The organism is Pimelobacter simplex, assembly GCF_900114845.1.
GTDB lineage: Bacteria > Actinomycetota > Actinomycetes > Propionibacteriales > Nocardioidaceae > Nocardioides > Nocardioides simplex.
On record NZ_FOUK01000006.1, the window covers coordinates 35,055 to 48,335 of the forward strand.

Annotated in this window: 11 protein-coding genes; 3 read left to right on the plus strand and 8 right to left on the minus strand. The window is 73.1% G+C overall.

The genetic code is table 11. From position 1 onward, the window contains the following. Positions 1 to 4 precede the first annotated feature (4 nt). On the plus strand, positions 5 to 580 hold the full coding sequence (locus BM223_RS22315) for a TetR-like C-terminal domain-containing protein (protein ID WP_038677365.1): 576 nt from the start codon (positions 5 to 7) through the stop codon (positions 578 to 580). Here BM223_RS22315 and BM223_RS22320 read toward each other — a convergent pair. The 3 genes from BM223_RS22320 to BM223_RS22330 are packed head-to-tail and all read right to left on the minus strand — an operon-like array spanning position 577 to position 2,805. Then, positions 577 to 978: a hypothetical protein gene (locus BM223_RS22320; RefSeq protein ID WP_038677364.1), complete on the minus strand. Its 402-nt coding sequence runs from the start codon at positions 976 to 978 to the stop codon at positions 577 to 579. The two genes, BM223_RS22315 and BM223_RS22320, sit on opposite strands and share 4 nt — an antisense overlap. Next, positions 975 to 1,679 carry a carbon-nitrogen hydrolase family protein gene (locus BM223_RS22325; protein WP_038683694.1) on the minus strand — a complete coding sequence of 235 codons (705 nt, stop codon included), beginning with the start codon at positions 1,677 to 1,679 and terminating at the stop codon, positions 975 to 977. Before BM223_RS22325 ends, BM223_RS22320 begins: the two co-directional genes overlap by 4 nt. Before the next feature lie 19 nt (positions 1,680 to 1,698). Further along, a complete protein-coding gene (locus tag BM223_RS22330; protein WP_038677363.1) occupies positions 1,699 to 2,805 on the minus strand; it encodes a GuaB3 family IMP dehydrogenase-related protein in 1,107 nt (368 codons plus the stop codon). Between the two features lie 44 nt (positions 2,806 to 2,849). Between BM223_RS22330 and BM223_RS22335 the strand changes: the two genes are divergently transcribed. Further along, entirely contained in the window at positions 2,850 to 3,680 is an 831-nt protein-coding gene (locus BM223_RS22335) for a hypothetical protein (RefSeq protein WP_038677362.1), read from the plus strand. On the opposite strand, the gene BM223_RS22340 is transcribed toward BM223_RS22335, so the two are convergent. The 3 genes from BM223_RS22340 to BM223_RS22350 form a co-directional block, all read right to left on the minus strand. Next, positions 3,670 to 4,173, minus strand: coding sequence for a GNAT family N-acetyltransferase (locus tag BM223_RS22340; RefSeq protein ID WP_038677361.1), 504 nt, complete (start codon positions 4,171 to 4,173; stop codon positions 3,670 to 3,672). The genes BM223_RS22335 and BM223_RS22340 overlap by 11 nt on opposite strands. Beyond that, a complete protein-coding gene (gene guaB / locus BM223_RS22345) occupies positions 4,173 to 5,672 on the minus strand; it encodes an IMP dehydrogenase (RefSeq protein WP_038683692.1) in 1,500 nt (499 codons plus the stop codon). The genes BM223_RS22340 and guaB overlap by 1 nt, the downstream gene beginning before the upstream one ends. Before the next feature lie 77 nt (positions 5,673 to 5,749). After that, positions 5,750 to 9,154 (minus strand): HtaA domain-containing protein, encoded by a 3,405-nt coding sequence (locus BM223_RS22350; protein WP_052138316.1) that lies wholly within the window; start codon positions 9,152 to 9,154, stop codon positions 5,750 to 5,752. A 135-nt stretch (positions 9,155 to 9,289) separates the two neighbouring features. Here BM223_RS22350 and zwf point away from each other — a divergent pair, with 135 nt between their 5' ends. Next, the gene (zwf, locus tag BM223_RS22355; protein WP_052138315.1) at positions 9,290 to 10,759 is read left to right on the plus strand and encodes a glucose-6-phosphate dehydrogenase; all 1,470 of its coding nucleotides are present in this window, start codon (positions 9,290 to 9,292) and stop codon (positions 10,757 to 10,759) included. Here zwf and BM223_RS22360 read toward each other — a convergent pair. Both BM223_RS22360 and BM223_RS22365 read right to left on the minus strand, forming a co-directional pair. Further along, on the minus strand, positions 10,719 to 11,729 hold the full coding sequence (locus BM223_RS22360) for a cytochrome d ubiquinol oxidase subunit II (RefSeq protein ID WP_038677358.1): 1,011 nt from the start codon (positions 11,727 to 11,729) through the stop codon (positions 10,719 to 10,721). The genes zwf and BM223_RS22360 overlap by 41 nt on opposite strands. Continuing rightward, positions 11,726 to 13,162, minus strand: a complete 1,437-nt coding sequence (locus tag BM223_RS22365; RefSeq protein WP_235319177.1) for a cytochrome ubiquinol oxidase subunit I — start codon at positions 13,160 to 13,162, stop codon at positions 11,726 to 11,728. Before BM223_RS22365 ends, BM223_RS22360 begins: the two co-directional genes overlap by 4 nt. Between the last annotated feature and the right edge of the window lie 119 nt (positions 13,163 to 13,281).

Here is a 13,281-nt window from a genome sequence, read left to right on the forward strand (position 1 = left end):
GCTCATGGGGACCAGATCCGCCGGGCGCCCGCGCGACCCGCGGATCGAGCAGGCCGCCCTCGCCGCCGTCCGCTCGCTGCTCGCCGAGGGCGGGTACGGCGCCGTGACCGTCGCCGCCGTCGCCGCCCGCGCCGGCACCACCAAGCCCGCGCTCTACCGCCGCTGGCCCGCGCTCCCCCACCTCGTCCACGAGGCCGCCTTCCCCGGCGAGCTGGCCGGCGAGCTGCGCCTCGGCGCCGACCTCACCACCGACCTGGCCGGCGTCGTCCGCGGCACCCGCGACGCCCTCTGCGACCCCGTCGCCGCGGCCGCGCTCCCCGGTCTCCTCGCCGAGGTCAGCACCTGGCCCGACCTGCACGCCGCGATGCTGCAGCGGTTCGCCGGCGTCTTCCGGGCCCTCGACGAGCGGCTGCGCACCGCCGTCGACGCCGGCGAGGCACACCCCGACGCGCGTGCCGACGACCTGCTGCGGCTCGTCATCGACGCGGTGATCTCGGGGGTGCTGCTCACGCCGGACGAGCTGGACGACGCGTGGGTGGAGCGGTTGACCGGGACGTTGGCGCGGAGCCTGCGGCCCTAGCTGCGGACCGGCTCCCTGCGGAAGGTGTGGCCGGCCAGGCCGAGCAGGACGACGCCGAACACGATGTCGCCGCCGACGACCATGATCAGGTCGGCCTCACTCATGATGCCGTCGTCCCCGTGCCGGGGATGGGTGAGGAGGAACGGGCAGAGGGCCACGGCGGCAACGGCGACGGCGAAGCGCCGGCGCACGAACCACGCTCCGGCGACGACCGCGGCCAGGACGTTGCCGAGGCCGAGCCCCCACCCGAGCACGCCCGCCCAGCGGTCCCCCAGCAGGTCACGCGTCACGCCGATCCGCGGGACGTCGAACGCCCAGATGACGACCGCGAGGGCGGCGATCACGGTCGCCCGGGTCCGCGGGTGCGCGTCGACGAAACGCTCGAGACGTCCCCTCACCCGAGGATCTCGGCGACCGCCACGCCCTCCTCGTCCCCCAGCCGGACGAGCGCCGTGCTGTCGGGGGCGTAGACCGCCGAGCCGCCGATGAACGTGTGCGGTCCGCACCGCCCGGTCAGCCCCGCGACGACGACGTGCAGGCCGTGGTCGAGCGCGCGGGCGGCGTAGGTGACGTCGAGGCGGCGGGCGCCGCCCGGGAAGTAGGCGACCGAGGCGAGGTAGACGGTCGCACCGGCTGCGGCCGCTGCCGCGGCGTGCGACGGGATGCTGCCGTCGCGGCAGATCGAGAGGCCGAGCACCCGCCCGTCGACGGTCAGCGTCGCCAGGTGGTCGCCGGCGACGAACCAGGTGGGCTCGTCGCCGTCCAGGTGCTGCTTGTCGTACGGCGCCGCGACGGTGCCGTCGGGCTCGACGACGATCGCGCTGAGGGTCCGGCGCCCCGCGGCGCGGGCCAGTGCCGCGGAGGCCACGACCGTCGTTCCGGTGGCGGCGGCCGCGGCGCGGAGCGGGTCGAGCACGGGGCCGGACAGCGTGGCGAGGGTCGGCGGCGTGGCGAAGGCCGCAGCGTCGTACCCGGTGAGGAACGCCTCCGGCAGGACCGCGACCCGCGCCTCGGCCTGGCGGACCAGGCGGGCGGCGGTGGCGACGTTGTGGGCGAGGTCGCCCGAGCGGGCCTCGGCCTGGAGCGCGGCGACGATCACCGGGGCTGTGCCGCCGCGCTCAGTGCGCGACGACCTCGACCCGCTGGAACTCCTTGAGCTCGGTGTAGCCGGTCGTGGCCATCGAGCGCTTGAGCGCGCCGACCAGGTTCATCGTGCCGTCGGCGACGCGGGAGGGCCCGAACAGGATCTCCTCGATGGTGCCGACCTGGTCGAACTGCACGCGCTGGCCGCGCGGGAGGTCGGCGTGGTGCGCCTCGGCACCCCAGTGGAAGCCGCGGCCGGGCGCGTCGGTGGCGCGCGCGAACGGCGAGCCGACCATGACCGCGTCGGCGCCGCAGGCGATGGCCTTGGCCAGGTCGCCCGACGTACCGATGGAGCCGTCGGCGATGACGTGGACGTAGCGGCCGCCCGACTCGTCGAGGTAGTCGCGACGGGCCGCGGCGACGTCGGCCACCGCGCTCGCCATCGGGACCGCGACGCCGAGCACGGTACGCGTGGTGTGGGCGGCGCCGCCGCCGAAGCCGACGAGGACGCCCGCCGCGCCGGTGCGCATCAGGTGCAGCGCGGCCTGGTGGGTCGCGCAGCCGCCGACGATGACCGGCACGTCGAGCTCGTAGATGAACTCCTTGAGGTTGAGCGGCTCGGCCTGGCTCGAGACGTGCTCGGCGGACACCGTCGTCCCGCGGATGACGAACAGGTCGACGCCCGCGTCGGTGACCGCCTTGGCGAACTCCTTGGTGCGCTGCGGCGAGAGCGAGGCCGCGACCGTGACGCCCGCGTCGCGCATCTCGCGCAGCCGCTCGGCGATCAGCTCGGCCTTGATCGGCTCGGTGTAGATCTCCTGGAGCCGCCGGGTCGCCTCGACGCCCTGCAGCCCGGCGACCTCGTCGAGCAGCGGCTCGGGGTCGGCGAAGCGGGTCCACAGGCCCTCGAGGTTGAGCACGCCGAGGCCGCCGTACCGGCCGAACTCGATGGCGGTCTTGGGCGACATCACCGAGTCCATCGGCGCCGCCAGGATCGGCAGCGAGAAGCGGTAGGCGTCGATCTGCCAGTCGACGCTGACCTCCTCGGGGTCGCGCGTGCGCCGGGAGGGCACGATCGCGATGTCGTCGAAGGAGTACGCGCGGCGGGCCCGCTTGGCGCGGCCGATCTCGATGTCGCTCACCGGAGCAGGTTACCGAGCCGCGCCTCGGGGGGAGGAAAGCAGGCGTGTCCCCCCGCCTCGTCCCCGCGCTCGCCGTCCTCGCCCTGACCGTCCCGGTCGCCGCCTGCTCCGACGACGAGCCGCGCCCGCGGGCCGCGGGGACCACACCCGAGACCGGCTGCCCCACCGCGCCGGCACACGCCGCCGAGTCGCCGCTGCGCAGCGTGGCCCGGGTCGACGGCGTCCTTTACGGCGTCGGCACGTCCGGGATCGACCGCCTCGACGGCGCCACCCCGACCCGGATCCACGACGAGGGACCCGACCTCGACCTCGAGCTGGTCGCCTCCTACGACGGCGACCTCATCGTCGCCGCCAACCCCGGCCGCACCGACCCCGCCCCGCACGTCTTCCGGCTCACCACCGACGGCGACGTCGTCTGGGACCACGCCGGCCCCGGCGCCGTCGTCCGCGAGCCCGACCCGGTCATCTCCACCGGCGACGCCTTCGTCAGCCTCGACACCGGCAAGGAGGTCGACTGGGACGACCCCGTCGACGTCGACGAGTACGTCCTCGAGCACGAGGGCCGCGACTACTCGCTCTACGACTACAGCGCCGACGCCCGCGTCTACCTCGACATCCGCGGCGGGGTCGCGATCACCGCCCCGTCGAAGAAGGTGCTCGAGACGATGGACGGCAGCGCCGCCGTCTGCGGCGACCGGGTCTACGCGCTGTCGGCAGACCGGCTGCGGCTGACGACGTACCGCCTCGGGGACGACGGGCTCGAGGAGGTCGGCGAAGTGGTGCTGCCGGAGCCGGCCACGCAGACCGCCGTACGGACGACGGAGGGGGCGGTGCTGCTCGAGGTCGGCGGGCGGACGTGGGTGGTCAGCGACTGAGCCCGGCACCCAGGTCGAGGTACATCACGTGCAGCCCGGCGAACGACCCGTCGGGCCGCCGGAAGGCGCCGGGCACCGTCCCGATCACCTCGAACCCCAGGCTGCGCCACAGCGCGACGGCGGCCATGTTGGTCGCCACCACCGCGTTGAACTGGATGCCGGCGAAGCCCTCGGCGCGGTGCCAGGCGACGACGTGCTCGCCCAGTGCCCGGCCGATGCCGCGGCCGCGGGCGGCGGAGCCGACCATGAAGGAAGCGGTGCCGACGTGACTGCCCTGGGCAGGCCGGTTCGGCCCCATCTTGGCGGTGCCGACGACGACGCCGTCGACCTCGGCGACGGCGACCACGCCCGGTTGGTCGAGCCAGAAGTTGCGCGCCGCCGCGTCGTCGAGGACCGGCATCGCATAGGTCTCACCGGCGGTGAGGACCTCGTCGATGATCGCGGCGACCGCCGGCCAGTCGTCGGCGACGAAGGGCCAGATCGTCGCGCTCATCAGCGGTGGTAATTCGGCGCCTCGACGGTCATCTCGATGTCGTGCGGGTGGCTCTCCTTGAGCGAGGCGGAGGTGATCCGGACGAACCGGCCCTTCTCCTGCAGCTCGGGGATCGACTGCGCGCCGACGTAGAACATCGACTGCGAGAGGCCGCCCAGGAGCTGGTGGGCAACCCCGGCGAGGGGGCCCTTGTAGGCGACCCGGCCCTCGATGCCCTCGGGGACGATCTTGTCGTCGCTGGTGACCTCGGCCTGGAAGTAGCGGTCCTTGGAGTAGGACTTCTTGCCGCGCGAGGACATCGCGCCGAGCGAGCCCATGCCGCGGTAGGCCTTGTACTGCTTGCCCTGGTGGAAGACGACCTCGCCGGGCGACTCCTCGCAGCCGGCGAGCATGGAGCCGATCATGACCGACTCGGCGCCGGCGACAATGGCCTTGGCGATGTCGCCGGACTGCTGGAGGCCGCCGTCGGCGATGACGGGGACGCCGGCCGGCTGGGCGGCGAGGGATGCCTCGTAGACCGCGGTGACCTGCGGGACGCCGCAGCCGGTGACGACGCGCGTGGTGCAGATGGAACCGGGGCCGAAGCCGACCTTGACGGCGTCGGCGCCGGCGTCGACGAAGGCCTGGGCGCCCTCGCGGGTGGCGACGTTGCCGCCGATGACCTGGACGTGCTTGGTGGCCGGGTCGGACTTGAGCCGGCGGACCATGTCGAGGAGGAGGGTGACGTGACCGTGCGCGGTGTCGGCGACGAGGACGTCGACACCGGCCTCGATCAGGCCGGTGGCCCGCTCCCAGGCGTCACCGAAGTAGCCGATGGCGGCACCGACGAGGAGCCGGCCGTCGGCATCCTTGGAGGCGAGGGGGAACTGCTCGGACTTCACGAAGTCCTTGACGGTGATGAGGCCGCCGAGGCGACCCTCGGCGTCGACCAGCGGGAGCCGCTCGCGCTTGTGCTTGCGCAGCAGCGCGGTGGCGTCGTCGCGGCTGATGCCGACGTCGCCGGTGAACAGCGGCATCGGGGTCATCACCTCCTCGACCTTGGTGGTCGCCCACTCCGCGACGGGGGTGAAGCGCAGGTCGCGGTTGGTGCAGATGCCGAGCAGCCGGTTGTCGGCGTCGACGACCGGGAGACCGGAGACGCGGTACTCGCCGCAGATCCGGTCGAGCTCCTCGAGCGTCGCGTCGGGGCCGATGGTGACCGGGTTGGAGATGATCCCGGTCTGGGTCCGCTTCACGAGGTCGACCTGGTAGGCCTGCTCCTCGGCGGAGAGATTGCGGTGCAGGATGCCGATGCCGCCCTGGCGGGCCATCGCGATCGCCATCCGCGACTCGGTCACGGTGTCCATCGCGGCACTGATCAGCGGCGATTTGAGCGAGATCTCGCGGGTCAACCGCGAGGTGGTGTCGATGTCGTCCGGCGCCAGGTCGGAATGACCCGGGAGCAGGAGGACGTCGTCGTAGGTGAGACCAAGAGCTGCGAACTTGTCCGGAACCTCCACCCGTCCCATTCTACGGGCGAAGGGCCAGGACGAAGCATCCGCGTCCGCGGCTGCCTCGCCCTGGCCCCACCCACCCCCTAGCGGCGTACGACGAGCCGCACGTAGCCGCTCGCCGACGGCAGCTGCACGGCACTGCCGAGCAGCTCGACCCGCAGGTGGTGGACGCCGCGCTTCAGCCGCGGCAGACGCACCGCGACCTTGCCCGAGGCGTCCTTGCGCAGGGTCGCCACGGCGAGCACCCGGCCCCGCTCACGGACCACGACCTGTCCGGTCGCGGGCACCCCGTTCGCGCCGGGGATCCGGGCGGTCACCCGGACGACCGCACGCGCCGACGGGCGGACCTTCTTCTTGGCCGGCCGGGCGGTGACGACGGGACGGGCCCGGGTCACGGTGAGGGTGGTGGCCGCGCTGGAGGCGAGGGCGCCGTCCGCGCCCTCGTACCGGGCGGCGACCTGGAGGCTGCCCGGCCGCAGGTTGGCGGGCAGGGTCACCCGGGCCCGGCCGGCGGCCAGCGTGGCGCTGACGGAGCGCCCGCCCACGGTGAGCGTGACCAGGCCGGCGACCGGGGCGCCGTCGGCGCCGGTCACCTGGACCGTGGCCACCGGGGCCCGGCCGTAGGCCACCTTGGCCCCGGCCAGCGCGACCGTCGTCGTGGTCGCGACGTCGACCGGCTCGGTGATCTCGGCGCCGAGCTGCCCGTCGAGGGTGATCGGGTCGAGCTCGGCGCCCGCGGCGTAGAAGCCGGCGAAGGCGGCCGCGCCGGACGAGGTCAGCGTCGCCGGCAGCGCCCGGGCGGTGACCCGGTCCTTGCCCGTGGCCCAGTCCCCCGCGTCGAACGAGGCGAGCTCGACGGCCGGGTAGGCCACCACCTGGTGGGTGGTCTCGTCCTTGGACTCCACGTCGGCGACGAGGACGCCGTGGTCACCGTCGACACGCAGCACGGGGTCGCTGATCCGCAGCGCGAGGCACGGCGAGTGCTCCACGGCGCAGGTCGGTGGGCCGTCGTGGCCGGTGAACCGCACGGTGCCGCCCATCCGGACCTCGGCGGTGCCGGCCGCGGGGTCGCTCCAGCCACCGGTGACCGGGAAGGCGAACGTGCCGTCGGCGTTCTGGGTGACTCCCCCGTCGAGGCTGACCGTGCCGTGCGCGATCGGGCCGGCGAGGTAGTCGCGGAACGACTTCTTCACGCCCCAGGTGAGGGTGCCGCCGTCGATCGCGCGCTTGACCGTCGAGGGCTCGGCCACGTCGAGCGTGGCGGCCCGCGAGTACGTCGTCCCGAGGGCGTTGGTGAGCTTGGCCCGGACCTTGAGACCGGCCTGGTCCGCGGTGGTGTCGCGGAGGGTGAGGAAGCCGCCGTCGACGACGACGCTCTCGTCGTCGGCACCGATCGACTGCCACAGGCCGCCGACCCGGCGCTGCCAGGTGATGGCCGGGTAGGGGTTGCCCGCCGGCATCACCTTGAAGAGCGCGTCGTCGCCCGGCGCGGTCGCGACGTCGTCCGGCTGGGCCGCGACGCGCGGGAAGAACTCCACCGAGAGCGTCGCCGTGAGCGAGGTGGACGTGGCGTGCGCGTTGGTCGCGAGCACCCGGAACTGGCGGCCGTTGTCGTCGCTCGTCGCCGGCCAGGTCAGGCTCGGGCCCGTCGCGCCGGGCACGTCGGCGAACTTGCCGGTGCCCCCGAGCCGGGTCTGCCAGCGCAGGCTGTCGGCGTCGGTGAGCTCGCTGGTGAGCGTGACGTCCTTGCGGACCACGCCCTCGCCGAGCTGCACGGTGGCATCGGCCGGCGACGTGGTCGCGGTCGGCGCGATGCCCTTCAGCCGGAAGCGCAGCACGCGACGGTCGTCGTCGGTGGTGCTGGCGACGAACACGGTCTGGTCGGTGCCGATGTCGCCACCGAGGTTGTTGAAGAACGAGCCGGAGCCCAGGTTGGGGACGTTGATGTCCGCCCAGCCGTCGTCCTTCCACACCCGCACCCGGCGGCCCGAGAAGTCGAGCATGATCGCGGTGTTGGTGACGTGCTCCTTGCGGTCGGCCAGGAACGAGCCGACGCTCGCCCGCAGCCAGGGGCCGGCGGCGCGGTAGGCGCCGTCGATCGCGGCGACCCGGATCTTGCTGCCCGTGTACGCCGAGAGCCAGACGCCGGTGTTGTCGCGGAAGGCCATCGTCGGCTGGTCGAACTGGCCGGGCTGGTTCGCCTTCTCGTCGGCCACGCCGGGGATCGGCGTCGCGACGAGGGTCTTGTCCGATGCCATGAGGCGGATGTAGCGGGCGCCCTTCCTGGCGCTGGCGGCCGTCGCGATCACCGCGGTGGCGCTCACCCCGGCGACGGACTCACGGTCGCTGAACGACAGCCCCGTGTAGGCGGCCACGGCGTAGCCGGTGGGCTCCGCGGCGTCGTGGGTGAGGACGGCGAGCCCGCTCGTCCCGAGCACGAGGACCCGGTCGCGGGGTGCGTCGTAGCCGATCTCGACGACCGTGCCGACCGTGGTGTCGACGGTGACGGGCGTGTAGCCGGCCTGCGCGTCGTACCGGTAGCCGGCGAGGGTGCTGCCCTGCGCCATGAGCACGACGCCGTTGCCGGGGTCGAGCACCATGCCCGGGTAGGCCTGGTTCGCGGCCGGCACCGTGCCGGTCGGCAGCGGCGCGAGGCTCGTGTAGTCGTAGGCCTGCAGCACCGCGGCGTTCTCGCCGGCGGGCACGTGCTGGACGTGCAGGACGCCGCGCGCGGTGTCCGCGACCACGTTGGAGACGCTCGCGAGGCCCTCGATCGCGCCGGCCGGCTCGTACATCGGCGCACCGGAGGCGACGACGTTCTCGGCCGTGTAGACCGGGACGCCGCCGGGGCCGGCGTAGTCGATGTCGATCGTGTCCATCGAGCTGCCGGCCTGGTAGAAGCCGGCGAACGCGGGCGCGGTCTCCTCGGTCAGCACCGACGGCAGGTCGGTCCACACCGTGCGGCCGCCCGCGAGCTGCGGCGCCTTGCCCTCGAACGGGATGTCGACCACCGGGACGTGGCCGAAGTCGACCAGCTCACCGGTCAGGGCCCGCGAGGTGACGTCGGCGAGGATCGCCGGCCGCTGGCCCTCGAGGACCAGCTCGAGGTTGCGGAAGGTCATGTCGAGCGCACCCTCGTGGGCCTCGAAGTGCACGCTGCCGACGAGGTCGAGCTGGAGGCGCTTGCTGTCCGCGTCGTAGCTGCCGCCGGAGACGTCGAACACGAACTCGCCGTCGTCGTTGGTGGTGAGCCCGTCGCCGACGGTGATCCCACCGGCGCCGATGTACTGGCGGAACGACGCGCGCACGCCCCACACGACGGTGCCCTCCGTGATCGCGGACGGCGCCGCGGCCGAGGCAGCGGCCGGGGCTGCGGCACCGGCGCGGCCCGGAGCGGCGACGAAGGCCGGGAGGAGCAGCGCGAGCGCGAGGAGCAGGAGGAGGGGTGGGCGCGCCAGAGCGCGCCACCGGGACGACGACGAGGTCACCGGAGGTCCTTTCGAGAAGGGGGGACGGACCCGAGAAGCCAAGATTTAGGCAAGCCTTACCTTAGTCATTGTGGTGACACTTTGTCGAGAAGTCCACGGGTCGGTCGCCCTTGACGGGCGCGAGAGGCTGGGAGGGTGACCTCGGACCTTCCTCCGCACGTCCTCGTCCTCTTCGGCGCGACCGGCGACCTCGCCTCGCGCAAGCTCTTCCCCGGCCTCTACCACCTCGCGGTCGACGGGCGGCTGCCCGATCACCTCGAGGTGATCGGCAGTGGCCGGCACTCCCCCGGCACCGACGATGAGTTCCGCGCCCACGTGCGCGGCGCCCTCGACGAGTTCGTCGGCGACGTCGACGACGCGGTGGCCGGCCCGCTGCTGGAGCGGATCCGCTTCGTCCCCTCCTCCGCCGACGACGGCGCCGGCCTCGCCGAGGCGGTCCGCGAGGCCGAGGACCGGCTGATCGACGCGGCGCACTGCCTGCTCTCCGACGTACGACGGCTGCTCTACCTGTCGGTGCCGCCGGGGGCGGTCAAGGGCATGATCGGCATGCTCGACCGCGAGGACCTCGTGGCCCGCACCCGCCTGGTCGCCGAGAAGCCGTTCGGCACCGACCTGGCCACCGCGCGCGAGCTGCACTCGGTGCTCACCTCGGCGTTCAGCGAGGAGCAGGTGTTCCGGATCGACCACTTCCTCGGCAAGGAGGCGGTGCAGAACATCCTCGCGCTGCGCTTCGCCAACGGGCTCTTCGAGCCGGCCTGGAACCGGCACACCATCGAGTCGGTCCAGATCGACGTCCCCGAGAGCCTCACGGTCGAGGGCCGGGGCAGCTTCTACGAGGGCACCGGCTGCCTGCGCGACATGGTGACCACCCACCTCGCCCAGCTGCTCGGCTTCGTCGCGCTCGAGGACCCGCACGCCTTCCGCGCCTCCGCCATCCGCGCCGCGAAGGCGGCCACGTTCTCGGCGGTGCGCCCGATCGACCCCGAGCGCGTCGTCTTCGGCCAGTACGACGGCTACCGCGACGAGCCCGACGTCGCGGCCGACTCCGAGGTCGAGACGTTCGTGGCCGCCGAGGTCTGGATCGACAACGACCGCTGGCGCGACGTCCCCTTCTACCTGCGCACCGGCAAGGCGCTCGCCGCCGGCCGGCGCACGATCACGGTCCGCTTCCGCGATCCGCGGCACCGCTGGCTCAAGCCCGAGGGCGGCGGCGTCCCCGAGCCCAACGAGCTCGTCATCGACCTGGCCGACCGGCCCAAGATCGCGATCGAGGTGCGCGCCAAGCGGCCCGGTCCGGACATGGCGCTGGTCGAGGGCGTCTTCCGGCTCGACCTGGTCTGCGACGTGCCCGGCGCCGACCCGCTCGAGGCCTACGAGCGGCTGCTCCTCGACGTCATGCGTGGCGACCGGACGCTGTTCATCAGCTCCGACGAGGTCGAGCGGCTCTGGGAGATCTTCCAGCCGGTGCTCGACCGGCGCCCGCGCACGCAGGTCTACGCGGCCGGCTCCTGGGGGCCGGCCTCGGCACTCGACCTGCCGCTCGGCGGCTGGCGGCTCGGCGGCGCTAGTGCGGAGAGCTCTTCGTCCACTCCTCCGACTGGGTGAGCCGGAAGAGGTAGGCCAGCGGCGGGACGACGACCACGACCGCCAGCCCGACCGCGACCAGCAGCCCCTGGAGGGTGGCCCGGGCGCCGGCGGCGTCGGCGATGGTGACCTCGTCGACGAGCAGCCACGGGTACTGGCCGACGCCCCAGCCGGACACGACCGCCGCGACCGCGAGCACGGCGGTGATCCGGGCGACGGCGTAGCGGCGGGTCCAGAGCAGCGCCATGGTGGCGAGCCCCGCCAGGCCGGCCAGGACGACGAGCGGCGCGGCGCGGCCCTCGAGACCCGCGGCCAGCGTGGGGGCGTCGTGGTCGATCGGCACGAGCGCGGCGAAGACGAGGGCGCCGGTGAGGGCTCCGACGACCAGCGCCCGGACCCGGAGCTCGCCGGCCAACCGGTGCTGGCCGCTGCGCTCCGCGTCCGCGACCAGGAAGGTGCCGGCCAGGAAGGCGCAGGTGCCGACCGCGATCACACCGCCGAAGATCGACGTCGGGTTGAGCCACGACGCCCACAGGTCGCCCCGGCCCTCGAGCGGCACCCGTCCCGAGGCGATCCCACCCGCGACGGTGCCGAGGAAGAACGGCGTGATGATCGACGAGGTCGCGAAGACGATGCCGAACAGGCGCGCCTGGGCGAGCGTGGCGGCGTACTTGCGGAAGGCGAAGCTCGCGCCGCGCAGCACGATCCCGAGCAGCGCGAACAGCAGCGGGAACACCAGCGTCGACATCGCGGCCGCGAACGACTCGGGGAAGCCCGTCCACCAGATCACGAGCACGTAGATCAGCCAGACGTGGTTGGCCTCCCAGACCGGGCCGATGCTGTGGTCGACGAGCGTGCGCAGCTCGGCGCCGCGGGTGCTGCTGCCGGCGGTGAGGTCGAAGAAGCCGGAGCCGAAGTCGGCGCCACCGAGCACGGCGTACGCGATGATCCCCACGAAGAGCGCGGCGGCCACCGCGAGCTCGAGGCTCATCGCTGCGCCTCCCCGTCGGTCGAGCCGGTCGAGACCGGGGCGTACGGGCTGGGCAGGTCGACGTCACCGGCCCGCCAGCGTCGCGCCATCGAGCGCAGGACGACGACCGCGCCGATCGTCATCCCGGTGTAGACGACCGAGCTGATCCCGAGCAGCCACCACAGGCTGGCGGTGTAGTCGCCGACCGCCTCGGGGGTGCGCATGATGCCGTAGACGATCCACGGCTGCCGGCCCACCTCGGTCGCGATCCAGCCTGCCTCGAGGGCGATCACGGCGAGCGGCCCGGCCGCTGCGGCGAACCTCAGGAACCACCTCTTCTCGAGCAGGTCCCGGCCACGCCGTCGCTGGAACCAGAAGAGGACGACCGCCGCGGCGAGCAGCGTCCCGATCCCGACCATGGTCTGGAACGCCAGGTGCGTCATGTTGACCGGCGGGTGGTCCTCCTCGGGGATCGTGTCGAGCCCGGGGACCGGCTTGTCCGGCGAGTTCATCGCGATCAGCGAGCCGAGGAGGGGGATGTCGATCGAGTACTTCACCTCGCCGTCGACCAGGACCCCGCCCAGCCGCAGCGGCGACGGGCTCTCAGTGGTCTCGGCGAGCTCGAACGCCGAGAGCTTGGCCGGCTGCCGCTCGTCCAGCCCGAAGCCGAGGACGTGACCGACGAACGGCTGGGTGACGGCGGCGATCGACGCGAACACGAAGGGCACCATGAAGCCCAGCCGGTGGTGGGCGTCGCGCCGGCCGCGGAGCATGCCGACGGCGTACACGCCGGCGATGGTGAACCCCGCGAGCATGTAGGCGCCGACCCACATGTGCGCGAACTGCAGGAAGGTGTGCCCGTTGAACAGCACCTTCCACGGCTCGACGTCGGTGACCTCGCCGTCGACGAGACGGAAGCCGGTGGGCACGTTCATCCAGGCGTTGACCGCGAGCACGCAGTAGGCGCCGATGATCCCGGTGATCGCCATCGGCAGCACCATCAGCACGTGCCGCTTGGGAGGCATCCGGTTCCAGCCGTACAGGTAGATGCCGAGGAAGATCGCCTCGAGGAAGAACGCGAGCCCCTCGAACGCGAACGGGAGGCCGAGCACGTCGCCGTACTTGCCCATGAGGCCGGGCCAGAGCAGCCCCATCTCGAAGCTGAGCACCGTGCCCGAGACCGCGCCGATGGCGAACAGCACCGCGGACACCTTCGCCCACCGCTGCGCGAGACCGAGCGCGACCGGGTCGTTGCGGCGGATGCCGCGCAGGTGCATCACGAAGATCATCGCCGGGAAGGCCACGCCGAAGCACGCCAGGATGATGTGCCACCCCAGCGACAGCGCCATCTGCTGGCGCGCGGGCAGCAGCCCCGCAGGCTCGTCGGGCGCCGCGGCGGCCACCTGGGAGGCGACCTCGGTGACGGCGTGGGTGAGGACGTCGACGCTCAGCACACCCCCGACGCTACGCCCGTCCCCACCCCCGTTCACGAGTTTGTGAACCGATTCACAAGCGGGGTGGGGGTGGGTGGGGCCGGTGGCGTCGCCGCTTGTAACTACGTGTTAAGACCACT

Coding starts and splice junctions, on each gene's coding strand:
- BM223_RS22315 (WP_038677365.1), top strand. CDS start 5: ATGGGGACCAGATCCGCCGGGCGCCCGCGCGACCCGCGGATCGAGCAG.
- BM223_RS22340 (WP_038677361.1), bottom strand. CDS start 4,173: ATGAGCGCGACGATCTGGCCCTTCGTCGCCGACGACTGGCCGGCGGTC.
- BM223_RS22360 (WP_038677358.1), bottom strand. CDS start 11,729: ATGAGCCTCGAGCTCGCGGTGGCCGCCGCGCTCTTCGTGGGGATCATC.